The organism is Rhodococcus sp. Leaf225, assembly GCF_001426145.1.
Lineage (GTDB): Bacteria > Actinomycetota > Actinomycetes > Mycobacteriales > Mycobacteriaceae > Rhodococcoides.
The window spans coordinates 125323-144479 of sequence record NZ_LMRN01000025.1 but is presented as its reverse complement, the minus strand read 5'-3'; the positions used below and the strand labels follow the sequence as shown (position 1 = coordinate 144479).

Genomic DNA, 19157 nt, shown 5'->3' with positions numbered 1-19157 from the left:
CCGTAGCGCACGCAGATGCACGAATTCCGCGCTCGCCCGGCGGTACGGTTCACCTCGTGATCGGGCGGCGACTGCGCATCTTCGGAACACGCCGCACCCTCTCGTCGCAACTGCTCGCACTGCAGCTTCTCATCATCGTCGCGGTGCTCGTCGTCATCAGCGGGTTGTCGCTGGCCCAGGCGTCGGCGACCTTCCAGCGCGAACAGGGTCTGCGCGTCCAGTCGGCTGCCGAGAACCTCGCCGCGAGTCCCACCGTGCGACAACTGCTCGCCTCCGCCCAGCCCCGCATTCGTACGGCGCTGCAGGGTGCAGTCGAGTCGGTGCGGGCCGTCTCGGGTCTGGACTACGCGCAACTGACCGACCCCGACGGCATCATCGTCGTCGCGACCGACCCGTCGCGGGTGGGACAGGAATCGGCGGCCGAGGGAGCGGGCGCGCGGACGGGCCGATCCTGGACCGGTCTCGCCGAGACGAGCGCCAACACCGCGGTGTCCCCCGACGCGTCCGTGCAGTCACAGGTCCCGGTGCTCGATGCCGACGGCCGCATCGTCGGTGTGGCGATCGTCGGCCGCGAGTACCCGTCGGTGTGGGAGCGCCTCGCGCAGGCGACCCCGGACCTCGTCATCTACCTTGCCGTGGCCTCCGTTCTGGGCGCCGTCGGGTCGATCCTGCTGGCCCGACGCGTCAAGCGGCAGACCATGGGAATGGAGGCCGGGGAGATCGTCGACCTGGTGCGCCAGCGGCAGGCGATGCTCGAGGGCCTCAAGGAGGCCGTGGTGGCGCTGGATCCGTCGGGTCGGGTGGTCCTGCTGAGTCGCAGCGCACACGACATGCTCGGCCTCGACGAGGACGGTGTGGGCCGGCGGGTGGAGGAGCTCGGACTCGACGACCGGGTCCTCGACGTCCTGCGTCACCCGAGCGACGACGGCGACCAGCTCGTCCTCACCGGAGATCGCATCCTCGTCTTCAACACGGTGCCGATCGAGGCGTCCGGACGAAAGGTGGCCACGGTGACCACGTTCCGTGACCGCACCGAACTGAGCGAGGTCCAGAGCAAACTCGACATCAGCCGCACCAGCTCGACGGCACTGCGGGAGCACATCCACGAGTTCGACAACCAGCTGCACACCATCTCGGGACTGGTCCAGCTCGGTGAGTACGACGAGGTGGAGCGGTACGTCGACGGCATCACCGAGCATCGTGAGCGCCTCACGTCCACCGTGACCGACCGCATCGACGATCTCGGGGTCGCGGCGCTGCTCATCGCCAAGATCGGCGCCGCCGCGGCCTGCTCGGTGACCGTGGCACTCGACGACGCCTCACACCTCCCGCGACTCGACGACGATGCCTCCCGAGACCTCTGCACCGTCGTCGGCAACCTCGTCGACAACGCTGTGGACGCAGTCCTCGAGAATCAGGCAGTGGACGCGGTCCTCGAGGGGCAGTCGGTGGACGCGGTGGTGCGCGTCCGGATCGTCGCGGACGCGGACGCGATCGAGGTCGAGGTGGCCGACAACGGCCCCGGAATCGGCACGGAGGATGCGGATCGCGTGTTCGAGCAGGGGTGGAGCACCAAGGGGACGTCGCTCGACGGGCACGGTTTCGGCCTCGCCCTCGTACGTGTCGTGTGCCGCCGACGCGGCGGTGAGGTCGGCGTGAGTGACAGAGTCGAGGACGGTACGCGGTGGACGGTCTTCCGGGCCGTCACCGGATCCGGGGGGAGGACGCGATGACACTCAGGGTGCTGGTGGTGGACGACGACTTCATGGTCGCGCGGGTGCACACCGGTTTCGTCACCAAGGTGGCCGGATTCGAGGTGTGCGGGGTGGCGCACACGGCGCAGGAAGCGCTGGAGAAAGTGGAGTCCACCCGTCCCGATCTGGTGCTGCTGGACGTCCATCTGCCCGGCGTCACCGGGCTCGATCTCATCGGCCCGTTCCGGGAGATCATCCCCGACCTCGACGTCCTGGTGATCACCAGCGAGCGCGAGGCCGAATCGGTGCGCAAGGCACTGCGCGCGGGCGCCGTGCACTACTTGATCAAGCCGTTCAAGTTCCAGGCACTGCAGGAGCGCCTCGAGCACTACCGCCGCACACGGGAGTCGCTGGCCGCGATCGACGAGGCGGAGCAGGACGCCGTCGACAAGGCGTTCGGAGTGCGCGGGACCGCGACACGGCTCCCCAAGGGCCTGAGCGCCGAGACGCTGGCCATGGTCGAGCACCAACTGCGGGAGAATCCCGGCGAGACCTCGGCGAGCACGATGGCCGAGAGGACCGGGATGTCGCGGTCGAGCGCTCGCCGCTACCTGGAGTACCTCAGCGACGTCGACCGGGTGACCGTCTCGCTCGACTACGGCAACGTGGGGCGACCCGAGCGCCTCTATCGGCTCGAGCGCTAATTCATCACGTTGCGGCCGGACAGCGCACGGCCCAACGTGAGCTCGTCCGCGAACTCGAGGTCGCCGCCCATGGGCAGTCCGGAGGCCAGCCGGGTGACGGACAGGCCGGGGAAATCACGCATCATGCGCAGCAGGTAGGTGGCCGTCGCCTCCCCCTCGGTGTTGGGGTCGGTCGCGATGATCACCTCGGAGACGTCGACGCCGTCCTCCTGATTGCCGATACGGGTGAGCAACTCCCGGATGCGCAGCTGATCGGGACCGACCCCGCTCAGCGGATCCAGCGCGCCGCCCAGCACGTGGTATCTGCCCTTGAACTCGCGGGTGCGTTCGACGGCCTGCACGTCCTTGGGTTCCTCGACGACGCAGATCTTCGTCCGATCGCGGCGCGGGTCCGCACAGATGCGGCACAGTTCCTTGTCGGAGACGGTGCCGCAGACGATGCAGAACTGCACCCCGTCGCGGACGCGCTGCAATGCCTTCTGCAGGCGGTCGATCTCGGGCGCCTCGACCCCCAACAGATGAAAGGCGATGCGCTGCGCGCTCTTCGGTCCGACACCGGGAAGTTTGCCCAGCTCGTCGATCAGATCCTGGACCGGACCTTCGTACACGCTTCTCGACCCGGTTCTAGAAGCCGGGCAGGCCGGGGAGTCCGCCGCCGCCCAGGCCGGCGAGGGGACCGAGCTTCTGCGACGCGACCTCACCCGCGGCGCGGGACGCGTCGGCGATCGCACCGATGATCAGGTCCTGCAGGGTCTCGACGTCGTCGGGATCCACGACCTTGGGGTCGATGGTCAGACCGACCACCTCGCCGCCGCCCTTCACCGTCGCCACGACGAGACCGTTGCCGGCGCGGCCGGTGACCTCCGTCGCGGCGATCTCCGCCTGGGCTGCCATCAACTGCTGCTGCATCTGCTGGGCCTGCTGCAGCAGCTGGGACATGTCGGGCTGTTCACCGGGTTGCACGGCGGGTGTCCTTCCGAAGTGGTGACGAGATCGTGTCGGTCGAGCGTAGCCGCGTGCCTCACTCCACCTGGCGCGAGAGGTTCTGCAGGAGCTGCGCCTGAATCTTCTTCAGTCCGAGGGGCGCGAACGTCTTCTCGAAGAAGCCGCCGACACCGCCGGCGCCCGTCCACTCCGTGGTGGTGGTGACCGACGACCCGCTACCGCTCGGGGCGACGAGGTACGTGGTCACCATCGACGAGTTGGCGTCCTTCTCCGTGACGGTCGCGCCGGACACCGACACGGTCGCGAGCACGTTCCGCGAGCGCTTCTCGGTCGCCTGCAGGACCCAGCGAGCGACGGTGCCGTCACCCTGGCCACCCTCGACGACCGCGAAGTCGCGGTACTGCTCGGGCAGGATGCGCGGACGCACCGTCTCGTAGTCGGACAGTGCCGCGAGGACCTTGTCGGGAGCCGCACTGATGGTGAGGGAACTGCTCGCGCTGACCTTGGCCATGACGGGGAGAACTCCTGATGTCGGGGTGGGACGGACGGTGACATTCATTGTTTCACGTCCACGCCCGGGCGAATCGAGCGCAACGATCGTGTGAAGTTTCCTCGTCGGGAGGCACCTTCCATAGCGTTGCGAACAACCTCCGTATAGCGTTCTCGCGTGGCTCAGACAGTCGATGCGGCGCTCGGGGGAGCGCGGGAACCCGGCGGGGGCGGCAACCGTCCGCACGAGATCGGACAAGCGGGACATCGGGCGGGTGTGGAACGGCTTCTGGCCAGTTACCGTGCCATTCCTCGGGACGCGACCGTCCGCCTGGCGAAGAAGACCTCCAACCTCTTCCGGGCCAGGCCGAAGAACTCCGCCCCCGGACTCGACGTCTCCGGGTTGGGAGGCGTCATCTCGGTCGACCCCGACGCCATGACCGCCGACGTGCAGGGAATGTGCACCTACGAGGACCTCGTCGACGCCACCCTGGCGTACGGGCTCGCTCCTCTGGTGGTGCCGCAGCTCAAGACCATCACGCTCGGCGGCGCGGTCACCGGCCTCGGCATCGAGTCGACGTCGTTCCGCAGCGGCCTTCCGCACGAGTCCGTCCTCGAGATCGACATTCTCGCCGGATCGGGTGACGTCGTCACGGCCACTCCCGACAACGAGTACGGCGACCTCTTCCGAGGGTTCCCCAACTCCTACGGCACCCTCGGCTACTCGACACGGTTGCGCATCGAACTCGAGCCCGTCCTTCCCTACGTCGCCCTGCGCCACGTCCGGTTCCACGACCTCGAGTCGGTGCAGACGGTCATGGCGCGCATCGTCGCGGAGCGGGAGTACGAGGGTGACCGCGTCGACTACCTCGACGGGGTGGTGTTCTCCGGGACCGAGGCCTATCTGACCCTGGGCCGGCAGACCGACGAGCCGGGACCGGTGAGCGACTACACCGACTCGGCGATCTTCTACCGGTCCATCCAGCACGACGGCACCGCACCGCGAACGGACCGCCTGACGGTGCGCGACTACCTGTGGCGGTGGGACACCGACTGGTTCTGGTGCTCGCGCGCCTTCGGTGCGCAGAACCCGCGCGTCCGACGTCTCTGGCCGAAGAAGTACCTGCGCAGCAGCTTCTACTGGAAGCTGATCGCGCTCGACCAGAAGTACGACATCGCCGACCGTCTCGAGAAGCGCAAGGGCAACCCGATCCGCGAGCGCGTCGTGCAGGACATCGAGGTGCCGATCGAGAACACGGCCGCGTTCGTCTCGTGGTTCCTCGACGAGATCCCGATCGAGCCGTTGTGGCTGTGTCCCTTGCGACTTCGCGAACCCGACGGGTACGCCGACGCGCAGGACTCCGACGCCGGAGTACGCGGGTGGCCCCTCTATCCGCTCGAACCTCACCGCACCTACGTCAACGTCGGCTTCTGGTCGTCGGTGCCCGTGGTCCCCGGTGAACCCGACGGGGCAGCCAACCGTCGGATCGAGAAGAAGGTGACCGAGTTCGACGGTCACAAGTCCCTCTACTCGGACTCGTTCTACGACAGGGCCGAGTTCGATGCCCTCTACGGCGGTGACGGTTACCGCCGACTCAAAGAGAAGTACGACCCCGATTCGCGGTTGTTGGATCTGTATTCGAAGGCGGTGCATCGTCGATGACGACATTCAAGGATCAACGGAACCCCGGCCTGTCCGGCGGTTCCCCCAAACTCTCCATCGCCGAGATTCTCGAGCAGTTCACCGAAGGTGATCTGCCCGTTCGATTCTCGGCGTACGACGGCAGTACAGCCGGTGCCGAGGATTCCGAGTACGGGCTCAGGCTCACCTCACCCCGCGGCACCACCTACCTCGCGACCGCCCCCGGCGACCTGGGCATGGCTCGCGCCTACGTCTCTGGCGATCTGGAGATCGAGGGCGCCCACCCGGGTGACCCGTACGACGTGCTCCGGATGCTGGGCGACGACCTGCACTTCAAACGTCCGTCCGCGCGCGCACTGGCGGCCGTCACCCGGTCTCTCGGATGGGAGTTGCTGCGTCCCATCGCTCCCCCGCCCCAGGAGTCCCTCCCACGCTGGCGTCGTATCGCCGAGGGGTTGCGGCACAGCAAGACTCGGGACGCCGAGAGCATCCACCACCACTACGACGTGTCGAACACGTTCTACGAGTACGTGCTCGGCCCGTCGATGACCTACACCTGCGCCGCCTACCCGACTCTCGAGGCGTCGCTCGAGGAGGCGCAGGAGAACAAGTACCGCCTGGTGTTCGAGAAGCTGAACCTGAAGGCGGGCGACCGACTGCTCGACATCGGTTGTGGCTGGGGCTCGATGGTGCGCTACGCGGCCCGTCGCGGCGTCCACGTCATCGGCGCCACGCTCTCGCGCGAGCAGGCAGAGTGGGCGCAGAACGCCATCGCCGCCGACGGTCTGGGCGATCTCGCGGAGGTGCGTCACAGCGACTACCGCGACATCGTCGAGGGCGACTTCGACGCCGTGTCGTCGATCGGCCTCACCGAGCACATCGGCGTCTCGAACTACCCGGCGTACTTCGAGTTCATCAAGGGAAAGCTGCGCCCGGGCGGCCGCGTCCTGAACCACTGCATCACCCGCCCGGACAACCGCTCGTCGGCGCGGGCCGGCGGCTTCATCGACCGCTACGTCTTCCCCGACGGCGAGCTGACGGGATCCGGCCGCATCATCACCGAGATGCAGGACGTGGGCCTCGAGGTGCGTCACGAGGAGAACCTGCGCGAGCACTACGCGATGACGCTCCGGGACTGGTGCCGCAACCTCGTCGACAACTGGGACGCCTGCGTCGCGGAGGTCGGTGAGGGCACCGCGCGCGTGTGGGGCCTCTACATGGCGGGCTCACGCCTGGGCTTCGAGCGCAACGTGGTCCAGCTGCACCAGGTGCTCGCCGTCAAGCTCGACGAGAACAACGACGCGGGTCTTCCGTTGCGGCCCTGGTGGATCGGCTGATCCACTGACACGGACGCCGTCTCGGGTGTCGAATCACGGGGACTGTCGACACCCGAGTGGGTGCGACTCCACGAGAGGACACCCGAGATGGCGGATCAGTCGCAGCCCGGACGTGCACGGCGGGACAACTGGAACAACCAGGTACGACGACACGCACTGATGAATCCCGCGGGCGTGGCGCTGCGCTTCGGTGGGACGACGCACACCTGGCGCGGCCTCTGCGATCGTGTCGACGCACTCGCCGGCGGGTTGGCCCACCGTGGCGTGACGGCCGGGGACCGGGTGCTGATCCTCATGCTCAACCGGCCTGAGTACATCGAATCGGTGCTCGCGATCACTGCCGTCGGTGCGATCGCCGTGCCCGTCAACTTTCGGATGAGCGCCCCGGAGATCACCTACCTCGCGCAGAACAGCGGCGCCGGCCTCATCGTCGTGGAGGACGCTCTGGCGCCGCTCGCCGCGGCGGTGGGCGTCGCGGACACGATCGTGGTGGGCGGAGACGGGGACACCTACGAGGCTCTGATCCGCGAGGGCGCGCCCGCGCCGGACACCGACGTCCCGGACGACGCACCGGCTCTGATCATGTACACCTCGGGAACGACCGGCCGCCCCAAAGGTGCTGTGCTGTCTCATTCCAACATGCAGGCTCAGGCGCTGACCTGCATTCGCGCCCTGCAGATGTACGGAGTCGACGAGATCAACTTCTGTGCGTCACCGATGTTCCACATCGCCGCCCTGGGCAGCATCGCCCCCAGCCTCAAGCTCGGCATCCCGACCGTCGTCCACCCCGTCGGCGCGTTCGATCCGGCCGCGTTGCTCGACGTCCTCGAGGCCGAGGCGGTGACCACCCTGTTCCTCGTGCCGGTGCAGTGGCAGGCGGTCTGCGCGGAACAGGCGCGCCGCCCCAGGACGTTGTCGCTGCGAGTGATCTCGTGGGGTGCGGCGCCGGCGTCGGACACCGTCCTGCGGGCGATGTCGCAGACCTTCCCCGACGCCCTCACCGTGGCCGTCTTCGGTCAGACCGAGATGTCGCCGATCACCTGCGTCCTCGACGGCGGCGACGCACTGCGCAAACTCGGATCCGTGGGACGCGTCGTCGCCACGGTGGAGGCTCGGGTCGTCGACGACGACATGGTCGACGTCCCGCGAGGTGACATCGGCGAGATCGTCTATCGCGGGCCGACGCTGATGCACGGGTACTGGGAGAACCCTGCCGCCACGTCGGACGCGTTCCACGGCGGCTGGTTCCATTCCGGCGACCTGGTGCGTCAGGACGAGGAGGGCTTCGTCTTCGTCGTCGACCGCAAGAAGGACATGATCATCTCCGGCGGCGAGAACATCTACTGCGCCGAGGTCGAGAACGTGCTGTTCTCCCACCCCCGAATCCTCGAGGCAGCAGTGATAGGCCGCCCGGACGACCGCTGGGGTGAGGTGCCCGTCGCCGTCGTCGCGCAGCGCGGCACCGACGAGCCGGACCTCACGCTTCCCGACCTCGTCGGCTGGCTGGACGGACGCCTCGCGCACTACAAGCACCCGCGCCACCTGGTGCTGGTGGAGGCGCTCCCCCGCAACGCCGGCGGCAAGGTAGTGAAGGTCGACCTGCGCAGGCGTTTCTCCGACTAGACCCCTCGGCGCCTGCTCACCACCACGATCGCCACTCCGACGATCAGGATGACGGGGCCGAGGATCGACCAGGTGGTCGTGTTGCTCATCGCACTGCCACCGATCACCCCGAATCCCTGGAGGCTGAACAGCAGGCCCATGACGGCGATCACGGCACCGATGACGGTGACAACGGGAGTCTTCACCTGTCGAACCTAGTCCCCTGATGCCGCGTCGGGCCCGTTCTCGTGACGAGACACATCGTCGCGACGGGACACACCACGGACGCCGCTCGACATGATGGACTGCTGTCCGTGACTTCTCTTCCCCGACGATTCTGTCCACCGGTCCTCGTCGCGTGCGTCGCACTCGCGTCGTCCGTCCTTCTCGTCCCCGCTCCCGCGTCCGCCGAGACGGCCGCGGGCACGGTGCTCTCCAGCACCGCGCTCGATCCCGCGCTGGCACCCGCCGGCGCCGCGGAGAGCTATGTGGTGCGCTACTCCACGCTGCGGACGGCCGAGCAGGCCGGGGAGTCGACGGGCACGGTGTTCGTGCCGACAGGCGATGCTCCCGCCGACGGATGGCCGGTCGTGTCCTACGCCCACGGCACCACCGGTGTCGCCGACTCGTGTGCACCGTCGGCGACGGGCACCGCGCAGTACGAGCGTCCGGCGATCGAGGCGTGGCTGGCCGCCGGACACGCCGTGGTGGCCACCGACTATGCGGGCATGGGGACTCCGGGTGTGCACGCCTATCTGGACGGACCCGCCGCCGGTGCCAACGCGATCGACATCGTCCGCGCAGCACACACGATGCTCGGCGATCGGCTCTCGCCGGAATGGATCACCACCGGCCTGTCCCAGGGCGGCAACACGTCCTTCTTCACCGCCGCAGCGGCATCCACCCGCGCACCGGACCTCGACTTCCGCGGCGCCGTGTCCGTGGCCGGCCCGACGGGGCTCGACACCGTGCTCCCGCTGGTCGGTCCGATTCTCCCGCCGGTCGTCCCCAGCGGCTTTCTCGGCTACGTCTTCTACACCCTCGCCGGACTGGCGGACCAGCGTCCGGAACTCGACGTCCGGCAGTACCTGACGCCGAAGGGCGTCGAGTATCTCGACGCTGCGACCACGCTGTGCGGCAACGAATTCCGCGATTATCGGTCGGCGCACCCGGCCCAGTTCGGGGAGCTTCTCACGCGCCCGTTGACGCCGCTGGCCCCCGTGCTCGAGCAGATGCAGGCCGTCCCCGTCAGTGGCTACGACCGGCCGCTCCTCGTGACTCAGAGCCTCTCCGATCAGACAGTTCCGGCTCCGCTCACGTTCGTCCACACGGCCCGGATGACCGCTGCCGGTACGGACTTCCAGCTGGTCACCTTTCCGACGCCCGATCACATCGGCACCCTGATGGCCTCCATGCCCGCATCACTCGACTTCGCCGCGCGCGTCCTGAGCTGAGACGACGACAGCCCCACACCAGGAGGTGCGGGGCTGTCGTGTACTCGTGACTAGCGCAGAGACGCAGGCGGAGTGAACCGCTCGCCGTACTGCTTGGCCAGCTCCTCGGCACGGGCGACGAACGCCTCCTTGCCGATCGAGCCGTCCGCGGCCTCGTAGCCGACGACGTACTGGTGCACGCCACCGGTCCACGCCGGGAAGCCGATACCGAAGATCGAGCCGATGTTGGCGTCGGCCGTCGTGTTCAGCACGCCCTCGTCGAAGCACTTCTGCGTCTCGATCGCCTCGATGAAGAGCATGCGCTCCTTGAGGTCCTCGAACGACGACTCCGAGGTACCCGACTTGAAGGCGTCACGCAGACCCGACCAGAGGCCGGTGCGCTTGCCGTCGACGTACTCGTAGAAGCCGGCACCCTTGGCCTTCGACGGACGCTCGAACTCGTCGACCATCTTGTCGATGACCGCGCCCGCGGCATCCTCGGGAGGAGTTCCGCCGGCTGCGACGATCGCGTCGTAGGTCTCCTTGCGGATCTTCTGCATCAGCGTCAGCGTCAGCTCGTCGGAGAGCTGCAACGGCGGCGCCGGGTAGCCCGCCTGCAGACCGGCCTGCTCGATGGTCGCGGGCTCGACGCCCTCGCCCAGCATGGCGATGGCCTCGTTGATGAAGGTGCCGATCACGCGGGAGGTGAAGAAGCCACGGCTGTCGTTGACGACGATCGGAGTCTTCTTGATGGCCTGTACGAGGTCGAATGCCTTGGCCAGAGCGGCATCCGAGGTCTTGTCACCGCGGATGATCTCGACCAGCGGCATCTTGTCGACGGGCGAGAAGAAGTGAATACCGATGAAGTCTTCCTGGCGCTTCACACCCGTCGCGAGACCGGTGATGGGAAGCGTCGAGGTGTTCGAGCCGAGCAGCGAATCGGGAGCGACGAGGTCCTCGATCTCCTGGAAGACCTTGTGCTTGAGGTCCTGCGACTCGAAGACCGCCTCGATGACGAGGTCTGCACCCTCGACGTCCTTCGGATCGGCCGTCGGGTGGATACGCGCCAGCAGCGCGTCCGACTTCTCCTGCGTGGTCTTGCCGCGTGAGAGCGCCTTGGCCTCGATGGCCTCGGAGTACGCCTTGCCCTTGTCCGCGGACGCCTGCTCGACGTCCTTGAGCACCACGTCGATTCCGGCCTTGGCACAGACGTAGGCGATGCCCGCGCCCATCATGCCGGCGCCGAGCACGGCGACCTTGGTGAACTGCGTCTTCTCGTAGCCGTCCGGGCGGGACTTGCCGGCATTGATCGCCTGCAGGTCGAAGAAGAATGCCTGGATCATGTTCTTCGACACCTGGCCGGTGACGAGCGACGTGAAGTAGCGCGACTCGATGGTGGACGCGTTGTCGAAGTCGACCTGCGCACCCTCCACCGCGGCGGACAGGATCGCGAGCGGTGCCGGCATCGGCGCGCCCTTGATCTGCTTGCGCAGGTTCGACGGGAACGCCGGAAGGATCTGCGCGAGCTTGGGATTGGAAGGCGTGCCGCCGGGGATCTTGTAGCCCTTGACGTCCCACGGGGCGACGCCGCCCTCGGGGTTGGCCTTGATCCATGCCTTCGCAGCGGGAACGAGTTCCTCGACGCTGCCGACGACCTCATGCACCAGACCGAGCTCGAGCGCCTTGGCCGGGCGGAATCGCGTGCCCTGGGACAGCACCGACATGAAGCCGTTCTGGATACCCATCATGCGGGTGATGCGGGTGACGCCGCCGCCGCCGGGCAGCAGGCCCAGCGACACCTCGGGCAAGCCGAGCTGGACACCGGGAACGTCCGCGACGATGCGGTGGTGCGTCGCCAGCGTGATCTCCAGGCCGCCACCGAGTGCGGCGCCGTTGATCGCGGACACGACAGGCTTGCCGAGCGTCTCGAGCCGACGCAGCTGCGACTTGACCGTCTGCACCTCGTCGAAGATCTGCTGGGCGTCGGCGGGGCCGGCCTTGATCATGTTCTTGAGATCGCCACCGGCGAAGAAGGTCTTCTTCGCCGAGGTGACGACGACACCGGTGATGGAGTCCTTCTCGGCCTCGAGGCGGTCGACCGTGGCGCCCATCGAGGTCTTGTAGAGCTCGTTCATCGTGTTGGCGCCCTGGTTCGGGTCGTCCATCGTCAGGGTGACGATGCCGTCGGCATCCTGGTCCCACTGAATCATGTTGTCACTCATGCTGTTCCTCAGACTCGCTCGATGATGGTGGCCACGCCCATGCCGCCGCCGATGCACAGGGTGATCAGTGCGTAGCGGCCGTTCCGACGCTCGAGCTCGTCGAGCACGGTGCCGGTGATCATGGCGCCCGTGGCACCGAGGGGGTGGCCCATCGCGATGGCGCCACCGTTGACGTTGAGCTTCTCGCCCGGGATCTTCAGGTCGCGCTGGAAGCGCAGGACCACGGAGGCGAATGCCTCGTTCAGCTCGAACAGGTCGATGTCGTCGACCGTCAGGCCGGCCGCGGCCAGCACCTTCTTCGACGCGGGCGTCGGCCCGGTCAGCATGATGGTGGTGTCGGCGCCGCTGGTGGCGGTCGCGACGACGCGAGCGCGCGGCGTCATGCCCATCGACTTGCCGGCGTCCTCGCTGCCGACGACGACCAGGGCCGCACCGTCGACGATGCCCGACGAGTTACCGCCGGTGTGGACGTGATCGATCTTCTCGATCCAGTGGTACTTCTGCAGCGCGACGTCGTCGAACCCGCCCATCGCGGCGATGCCCTCGAAGGCCGGCTTGAGCTTGCCGAGCGACTCGACGGTGGTGCCGGGGCGCATGTGCTCGTCACTGTCGAGGATCAGCAGACCGTTCTGGTCCGTGACCGGCACGACGGACTTGGTGAAGTAGCCACCCGACCATGCGGCTGCAGCGCGCTCCTGGGACTGCGCGGCGTACGCGTCGACGTCTTCACGGGTGAAGCCCTCGATCGTCGCGATGAGGTCGGCGCCGATGCCCTGGGGGGCGAAGTAGGTGTCGTAGTTGGTCTGCGGGTCCATGGCCCACGCGCCGCCGTCCGATCCCATGGGAACGCGGGACATCGACTCCACGCCACCGGCGATGACGAGCTCGTCCCAGCCCGACCGCACCTTCTGCGCGGCGAGGTTGACGGCTTCGAGGCCGGACGCGCAGAAACGGTTGAGCTGGAAGCCGCCGACCGTGTCGGGCATCTTCGCGGCGAGCACCGCGGTACGGGCGATGTCGGCACCCTGATCTCCCACGGGCGAGACGACGCCCAGGATCAGATCGGAGATGCGATCCTCGTCCATGTCGGGGAAACGACGGCGGAGCTCGTCGATCAACCCGGTGACCAGCGAGATCGGCTTGACCGAGTGCAGCGACCCGTTCTTGCCCTTACCTCGCGGTGTTCTGATGGCTTCGTAGATGTATGCCTCTGTGGTCACTGAACACAGTTCCTTCCGACGTGAGACTCGGGCAGCACGGTGCACTGGTGACACCGGCGCCCACGAGGACAGACCTCGACGCCATTCACCCTAGGCATGGAGCCGCGCTGCCGAAAGGACCGAAACGAGCGCGCACTGTGACACTCCTGCCGGTGTTTCACACCGTCAGCAGCAGGTCAGACGTCTTTCAGCGGGGTGGCACCCAGCTCGGACTGCAGCAGCTCGAGCGCGACCTCGTCCGGATCGCGACGCGTCGACGGATCGACCGGCTCCTTCGCCTGCTTCATGAGCTCTTCCTGCTCCTCCGGGCTCTCCGGGGGAGGTGGACCGTCGTACGGCGAGGGACCCGGGTCGTCCGGATAGTCGGGCTCCTCGGGCGGCGGGGGGATGTCGTCGTCGGACGGGCGCGAGGGCGTCGACCGCGCCGGGGCGCTGCCGGACTGCGCCGGCCGTGCCGGCTCCGGGGTGGGCGCCGACCTGCTCGGGCGCGAGAACCGAGGGCCGGTGGACGCCGGGCGCTCGGCCGGGGCGGATGCCGGCGCCGGTGCCGCCGACCGGGCGGTGCCGTCGCCCGCCTCGCAGACCACGGTCCACTCGACGCCGAAGACGTCACGCAGCGCGTCCTTGATGACCTCGGCGTTGCGGGGCTCGACCAGCCTCTTGGCCAGCGGTACCGAGTCGTGAGCCAACACGATCGCCCCGTCCCCGACGGACTTCACGGTGGCGCCCGAGAGCATCACCTCGACGGTGCGGCTGCGCTCGCGCACCTTCGTCCGCACCTCGGACCAGACGGCGCGCACGTCCGCGGCATCCGGACCCTCCGCCGCGGCGGGACTCGGCACGGCGGGCTCGGGTGCTGTCTCTGCTGCCGTCTCTGTCTGCTCGAGTGCCGACTCGGCGGGCTCGGGTGTCGTCGATTCGGCGGCCGGGGTTTCCACGGCTACGGGAGTGGGCTCCGGGGTCGGCTCGGGTTCAGAGGTCGGCTCGGTTTCGGGGGTCGGCTCGGGCTCAGGGGTGGCCGGCTGCGCTGCGGCCGGTTCGGGGCGCGCAGGTCTGGGTGTGACCGGTTCCGGTGCAGCGACTCTGGCTGCGGGGGCGTCGACGACGGGCGCGGGAGCGGGGGCCGGCTCGGCCGCCCGCTCGGACGGACGGCGGTACGTCTGCTGCTGCGCCGCCGCCTCGAGGCGGTCGTGCTGATGTTCGGCCTCGACCGCAGCGGCCTCGCCTGCGGGCAGGGTCACGTCGAGGCGCCGTTCGAGGCGCTCCAACCGTTGCAGCACAGCACTTTCCGCATCGGACGCCGCCGGCAGCAGCATCCGCGCACACATGACCTCCAGCAACAGCCGGGGAGCTGTGGCGCCGCGCATCTCACCGAGTCCGGCGTGCACCGTCTCCGCGAATCGGGCCAGCGTGGCCGGGCCGATGCGCTCCGCCTCGTCGCGCATCCGATCGAGCATGTCGGCGGGGGCGTCGACGAGTCCGCGCTCCCCCGCATCGGGGACCGCGCGCATGAGGATGAGGTCGCGGAGTCGATCGAGCAGGTCCACCGCGAACCGGCGGGGATCGTGGCCCGCGTCCATGACCTTCTCGACGGTGCCGAACAGAGCGGCACCGTCCCGGGCGGCCAGTGCGTCGACGGCCTCGTCGATCAGCGCGACGTCGGTGACGCCGAGCAGAGTGAGTGCGCGGGTGTACTGCACACCCTCGTCGCCTGCACCGGCGAGCAGCTGGTCCAGCACGCTGAGGGTGTCGCGCGGGGAGCCACCACCGGCACGAATGACCAACGGGTACACCGCATCCTGCACGGTGACCTTCTCCTCCGCACAGATGCGCTCCATCAGGCCGCGCATGGCGAGCGGAGGCAGCAACCGGAAGGGGTAGTGATGGGTGCGGCTGCGGATGGTCGGCAGCACCTTCTCCGGCTCCGTGGTCGCGAACACGAAGATCAGGTGCTCGGGCGGCTCCTCCACGATCTTGAGCAGCGCATTGAAGCCCGCCGTCGTGACCATGTGGGCCTCGTCCACGATGAAGACGCGGTAGCGCGATTCCGCAGGCGCGTAGAACGCGCGGTCACGCAGCTCACGGGTGTCGTCCACGCCGCCGTGGCTGGCCGCGTCGAGCTCGATGACGTCGAGGTTGCCCGGGCCACCGGGAGCGAGCGCGACACACGAGCCGCACACTCCGCACGGCGTCGACGTCGGACCCTGGACGCAGTTGAGCGACCGCGCCAGGATGCGTGCGGACGACGTCTTGCCACACCCGCGAGGGCCGGAGAAGAGGTAGGCGTGATTGATGCGCTTCGAGTCCAGTGCGACGGACAGAGGCTCGGTGACATGCTCCTGCCCGACCACTTCCGCGAACGTCGCTGGACGGTACTTCCGGTACAGGGCCACGCGAGAGAGAGTACCGACGTCGACCGACAGAACGGTCGGCGGGAACCTACGATCCTGCGCTCTCCTTGGCGGCCCGCTTGGCCGCCTTCTTGAACTCGCGCACCTCGCCCAGACTGGTCGCGTCGACCACGTCGGCGATGGATCGTCGGGAGCCGTCGTCGCCGTACGATCCGGCGGCGTCGCGCCACCCGGCCGGCTCCACACCCATCTGCTTGCCCAGCAGAGCCAGGAAGATGCGCGCCTTCTGATCGCCGTACCCGGGCAGCGCCTTCAATCGCTCCAGCACTTCTCTGCCGTCCGGGTCGCCGTCCGTCCAGATGGCGTCGGCGCGGCCGTCCCACTCGTCGACGATGTACGAGCACATCGACTGGATCCGCTTGCCCATCGACCCGGGGAACCGGTGCACCGCGGGTGGAGTGGAGCAGATCGCGAGGAAGTCGTCCTCCGGCATCTCGGCGATCGCGCGGACGTCGAGCGACCCGATGCGATCCACCAGCTTCTTCGGACCGGCGAACGCCGACTCCATCGGTACCTGCTGATCGAGCAACATCCCGATCAGCAGCGCGAGCGGGTCGGAGGCGAGCAGGGCGTCGGCGTCGGGATCCCCCACCAAGTGCAGCGTCGTGGCCATGGCGTCATTCTTTCACGCGGACAGCGCAGCACGAATGCGCTGCGCCAGCCGACCGTCGACGAGGTCCGCCCACGTCCACCGCACGACGATCCACCCGGCGGCACGCAGAGCGTCCTCCCGTAACTTCTCGCGGATCACGACTGCGTTCGCGGACTCGCCGTTGCGTGTGTACTTCGCCAGTCCGTCGAATTCGCCGAGCACGCGCTGGTCCTCCCACAGGAAGTCCGGCCGATACGTGCGCCCGTCGATCACGATCTCGATCTGCAGCTCGGGCGCGGGGAGCCCGTGCCGATCGAGGTACACCCGACTGCGCGATTCGCCGACGCTCTCGCTACGACCGTCCAAGAATGCGGCGGCACGTCGAGCGCCCGCGACGCCGCGCCGACGGCCACACCCGCGGATGGCCTCGGTGATGTCGTCGATCGATGTCGGAGTGCATGCCAGCGCCGAATCACCAACGCACACAGCGGCTTCGAAGCTCAAGGCGCACGCAAGATCCGCCACGGTCCGCGCCGCGGAGGTCACTCTCGCACCGTCACGCATCACCACGTCCACATCGGCGAGTGGATGCGTGTGAAGGTGCCGTACCGCGTCGACACGTCCGCCGGTCGGCCTGTCGACCGTCAGGTGCACCAGCGGTGGCGGCCCCTGCCACAACGACATGCCCCACGCCAGCGCGGCCGACTCGTGGCTGAGCGTGAGACCCGGTCCGCCTGCGGCCAGGGCTGCCCGGGCTGCGAGAAGGTGTCGAGCCTCCGGCGCGGAGTCGGTGAAACGCCGCTTGTCGACGAAACACCCCCGCCGCACGGCCACTATGGACCCGGACCTGCGTGCACTGCGGATCTCGGTGTCGGACACACCTCGGCCGAGAAGATCCGCGCGCCGGATCAGTTCTGCGGCTTCGCCCTCGTCGCTCATGTGACGATCGTGGCCGAGATCCAGGAATGCTGCTCATGGCCATCCACAGGCGTCGAACCGTCACCGGTTTCCGCAACTCACAGGGGTTGCAGCCGGTGAAACCTGCCGGAATCGGTGTGAGAACCCGACCGAACTACGACCCGAGCAGCTTCTCCGTCGCGGCCAGCAGCACGCAGGTGGCCACGCCGTCCATCGCCGCGGACAACTCGTCGGTGGACGGGAAGCTGGGGGCGAGGCGGATGTTCCGGTCGTCGGGATCGCGCTTGTACGGGAAGGCGGAGCCAGCGCCGGTGAGGGCGATGCCGGCGTCCTTCGCCAGGGAGATGGTGCGCGCAGCGGTGCCGTCGAGCACGTCCAGGCTGACGAAGTAGCCACCGTCGGGCTCGGTCCACGATGCGACCTTCGAGGCACCGAGCCTGTCGTCGAGGATTTCCTGGACCATCGCGAACTTGGGCGCGAGGATCTCGCGGTGCTTGGCCATGTGCGACCGCACACCGTCGGCATCACCGAAGAAGCGCAGGTGGCGGAGCTGATTGAGCTTGTCGGGGCCGATGCTCTTCTTGCCGTAGTGGCCCAGGTACCAGTCGAGGTTCGCCGACGACGAACCGAGGAAGCTGACGCCGGCACCGGCGTAGGTGATCTTCGACGTGGACGCGAAGACGTACGGACGGTTCGGGTGACCGGCATCCGCTGCCAGGCTCAGCACGTCGTACGCGGGCGGGAACTCGTCTGCCAGCGGATGTACCGCGTAGGCGTTGTCCCAGAACAGCCGATAGTCGGCGGCCGCGGTGGGCATCGTCGCGAGAGCGCGGGTGACCTCCTCCGAGTACACCGCACCCGTGGGGTTGGCGTAGTTCGGCACACACCACATGCCCTTGATCTGCGGATCGCCCGAGACCAGCCGCTCGACCTCGGCGACGTCGGGGCCGTCCTCGTTCATCGTCACCGGGATCATCTCGATGCCGTAGCTCTCGGTGATGGCGAAGTGCCGGTCGTAACCGGGGCTCGGGCACAGGAAGCGGACGACGGGTTCGGCCGACCACGGACGCACCGAGTCGACGGTGCCGTGCAGCAGCCCCCACACCACGAGGTCGTGCATGATCTCGAGGCTCGCGTTGTTTCCCGCGATCAGGTTCGCGGCCGGGATGTTCAGTAGCTCACCGAAGATGGCGCGCAGCTCGGGCAGACCCTGCAGTCCGCCGTAGTTGCGGCAGTCGGTGCCCTTGCCGTCCCGGTAGTCCTCACCGGGCAGGGTGAGCAGGCCGGCCGCGAGATCGAGCTGCTCGGGTGACGGCTTGCCGCGGGTGAGGTCCAGCGAGAGTCCGCGTGCGACCAGTGCCTCGTACTCGGCGGTGCGCTTCTCGTGCTCCGCGGCCAGCTCGTCGGGGTTCATCAGTCCGAGTTGAGCTTGGCCGGTCATGGCGAGGAGGGCCTTTCGAGGCGACTGCGCGTGGCGGGAAGTTAAGGGGACCCCGCGCACCCGGCAGAGCCCGTTGACCCTTGCTGCCTTCCGGCCCTGGGGGAGTTCACAGGATGCGCGCCGCGCGGGATCCGTGGACGAGTCTAGCCACATCCCCCGCGCACCACCGAACCGACCCGATTCGTCTCAACGGGGGTGTCGCCGGTAAGGTAGCCGACGGAGGATTCGCCTAGTGGCCTATGGCGCTCGCCTGGAACGCGGGTTGGGTTAACGCCCTCAGGGGTTCAAATCCCCTATCCTCCGCAGAGAAAGACCCCCGTGCGCTGCACGGGGGTCTTCTTCGTTCTCACTCTCTGTCCAGCACCCAGGTCACCGGAGCCGGGTCGAGCCCTTCCACGACCACCGCGGCCCACGCCTCGGCCGTCGACACGTCCTCGTGCTCGGCCGTGGCCAGGATGGAGTCGTCGCTGGTGTCTCTCACTCGATAGGTCGGCATGGCTCACGAAT

General features: G+C 68.1%; 17 protein-coding genes, 1 tRNA gene and 1 other RNA gene. 7 read left to right on the top strand and 12 right to left on the bottom strand.

The features are described from left to right. The first annotated feature begins 56 nt into the window (after positions 1-56). On the top strand, positions 57-1733 hold the full coding sequence (locus ASG69_RS18960) for a sensor histidine kinase (protein WP_235579011.1): 1677 nt from the start codon (positions 57-59) through the stop codon (positions 1731-1733). After that, positions 1730-2398, top strand: coding sequence for a response regulator (locus ASG69_RS18955; RefSeq protein ID WP_056444251.1), 669 nt, complete (start codon positions 1730-1732; stop codon positions 2396-2398). The genes ASG69_RS18960 and ASG69_RS18955 overlap by 4 nt, the downstream gene beginning before the upstream one ends. Here the strand turns inward: ASG69_RS18955 and recR are convergent. Genes recR through ASG69_RS18940 form a run of 3 tightly spaced genes read right to left on the bottom strand, consistent with a single transcriptional unit; the run spans position 2395 to position 3854 of the window. Continuing rightward, the gene (gene recR / locus ASG69_RS18950; protein WP_027506637.1) at positions 2395-3006 is read right to left on the bottom strand and encodes a recombination mediator RecR; all 612 of its coding nucleotides are present in this window, start codon (positions 3004-3006) and stop codon (positions 2395-2397) included. The genes ASG69_RS18955 and recR overlap by 4 nt on opposite strands. Before the next feature lie 16 nt (positions 3007-3022). After that, positions 3023-3361, bottom strand: a complete 339-nt coding sequence (locus tag ASG69_RS18945; protein WP_056443266.1) for a YbaB/EbfC family nucleoid-associated protein — start codon at positions 3359-3361, stop codon at positions 3023-3025. A 58-nt stretch (positions 3362-3419) separates the two neighbouring features. Beyond that, positions 3420-3854 (bottom strand): SRPBCC family protein, encoded by a 435-nt coding sequence (locus tag ASG69_RS18940; protein WP_027506635.1) that lies wholly within the window; start codon positions 3852-3854, stop codon positions 3420-3422. A gap of 228 nt (positions 3855-4082) precedes the next feature. On the opposite strand from ASG69_RS18940, the gene ASG69_RS18935 reads away from it, so the two are divergent. The 3 genes from ASG69_RS18935 to fadD5 all read left to right on the top strand — a co-directional run bounded on the left by ASG69_RS18935 (position 4083) and on the right by fadD5 (position 8434). Continuing rightward, positions 4083-5495, top strand: coding sequence for an FAD-binding oxidoreductase (locus tag ASG69_RS18935; RefSeq protein ID WP_056444248.1), 1413 nt, complete (start codon positions 4083-4085; stop codon positions 5493-5495). Further along, on the top strand, positions 5492-6811 hold the full coding sequence (locus ASG69_RS18930) for a class I SAM-dependent methyltransferase (RefSeq protein WP_056443263.1): 1320 nt from the start codon (positions 5492-5494) through the stop codon (positions 6809-6811). The genes ASG69_RS18935 and ASG69_RS18930 overlap by 4 nt, the downstream gene beginning before the upstream one ends. A gap of 87 nt (positions 6812-6898) precedes the next feature. Beyond that, a complete protein-coding gene (gene fadD5, locus ASG69_RS18925) occupies positions 6899-8434 on the top strand; it encodes a fatty-acid--CoA ligase FadD5 (protein WP_056444246.1) in 1536 nt (511 codons plus the stop codon). Here the strand turns inward: fadD5 and ASG69_RS18920 are convergent. Further along, the gene (locus ASG69_RS18920; RefSeq protein ID WP_027506631.1) at positions 8431-8619 is read right to left on the bottom strand and encodes a hypothetical protein; all 189 of its coding nucleotides are present in this window, start codon (positions 8617-8619) and stop codon (positions 8431-8433) included. The genes fadD5 and ASG69_RS18920 overlap by 4 nt on opposite strands. Before the next feature lie 108 nt (positions 8620-8727). Between ASG69_RS18920 and ASG69_RS18915 the strand changes: the two genes are divergently transcribed. Next, positions 8728-9867, top strand: a complete 1140-nt coding sequence (locus ASG69_RS18915) for a lipase family protein (protein ID WP_056444242.1) — start codon at positions 8728-8730, stop codon at positions 9865-9867. Positions 9868-9917: 50 nt separating this feature from the next. On the opposite strand, the gene ASG69_RS18910 is transcribed toward ASG69_RS18915, so the two are convergent. From ASG69_RS18910 to ffs, 7 genes are all read right to left on the bottom strand, one after another. Next, positions 9918-12068, bottom strand: coding sequence for a 3-hydroxyacyl-CoA dehydrogenase NAD-binding domain-containing protein (locus ASG69_RS18910; RefSeq protein WP_027506629.1), 2151 nt, complete (start codon positions 12066-12068; stop codon positions 9918-9920). 8 nt (positions 12069-12076) lie between these two features. After that, positions 12077-13288, bottom strand: a complete 1212-nt coding sequence (locus ASG69_RS18905) for an acetyl-CoA C-acetyltransferase (protein ID WP_027506628.1) — start codon at positions 13286-13288, stop codon at positions 12077-12079. Positions 13289-13464: 176 nt separating this feature from the next. Next, a complete protein-coding gene (locus ASG69_RS18900; RefSeq protein ID WP_056443260.1) occupies positions 13465-15681 on the bottom strand; it encodes a DNA polymerase III subunit gamma and tau in 2217 nt (738 codons plus the stop codon). Positions 15682-15727: 46 nt separating this feature from the next. Next, complete coding sequence (locus ASG69_RS18895) at positions 15728-16312, bottom strand: HhH-GPD-type base excision DNA repair protein (protein ID WP_056443257.1); 585 nt, start codon at positions 16310-16312, stop codon at positions 15728-15730. Between the two features lie 12 nt (positions 16313-16324). After that, positions 16325-17230, bottom strand: a complete 906-nt coding sequence (locus ASG69_RS18890) for a type IV toxin-antitoxin system AbiEi family antitoxin domain-containing protein (protein WP_056443254.1) — start codon at positions 17228-17230, stop codon at positions 16325-16327. 133 nt (positions 17231-17363) lie between these two features. Continuing rightward, positions 17364-18650: an aminotransferase class I/II-fold pyridoxal phosphate-dependent enzyme gene (locus tag ASG69_RS18885; RefSeq protein WP_056443249.1), complete on the bottom strand. Its 1287-nt coding sequence runs from the start codon at positions 18648-18650 to the stop codon at positions 17364-17366. Positions 18651-18691: 41 nt separating this feature from the next. Beyond that, positions 18692-18786, bottom strand: an RNA gene (ffs, locus tag ASG69_RS22295) — signal recognition particle sRNA small type. Positions 18787-18868: 82 nt separating this feature from the next. Between ffs and ASG69_RS18880 the strand changes: the two genes are divergently transcribed. Then, positions 18869-18953: transfer RNA gene (locus tag ASG69_RS18880), tRNA-Ser, on the top strand. Between the two features lie 43 nt (positions 18954-18996). Here the strand turns inward: ASG69_RS18880 and ASG69_RS23295 are convergent. Then, positions 18997-19131, bottom strand: a complete 135-nt coding sequence (locus tag ASG69_RS23295; protein WP_268788599.1) for a hypothetical protein — start codon at positions 19129-19131, stop codon at positions 18997-18999. Positions 19132-19157 lie beyond the last annotated feature (26 nt).

Excerpts from the sequence above, each read along its gene's own strand:
- ASG69_RS18955 (WP_056444251.1), top strand. The coding sequence starts at position 1,730 with ATGACACTCAGGGTGCTGGTGGTGGACGACGACTTCATGGTCGCGCGG.
- ASG69_RS18940 (WP_027506635.1), bottom strand. The coding sequence starts at position 3,854 with ATGGCCAAGGTCAGCGCGAGCAGTTCCCTCACCATCAGTGCGGCTCCC.
- ASG69_RS18930 (WP_056443263.1), top strand. The coding sequence starts at position 5,492 with ATGACGACATTCAAGGATCAACGGAACCCCGGCCTGTCCGGCGGTTCC.
- fadD5 (WP_056444246.1), top strand. The coding sequence starts at position 6,899 with ATGGCGGATCAGTCGCAGCCCGGACGTGCACGGCGGGACAACTGGAAC.
- ASG69_RS18910 (WP_027506629.1), bottom strand. The coding sequence starts at position 12,068 with ATGAGTGACAACATGATTCAGTGGGACCAGGATGCCGACGGCATCGTC.
- ASG69_RS18895 (WP_056443257.1), bottom strand. The coding sequence starts at position 16,312 with ATGGCCACGACGCTGCACTTGGTGGGGGATCCCGACGCCGACGCCCTG.
- ASG69_RS18890 (WP_056443254.1), bottom strand. The coding sequence starts at position 17,230 with ATGAGCGACGAGGGCGAAGCCGCAGAACTGATCCGGCGCGCGGATCTT.
- ASG69_RS18885 (WP_056443249.1), bottom strand. The coding sequence starts at position 18,650 with ATGACCGGCCAAGCTCAACTCGGACTGATGAACCCCGACGAGCTGGCC.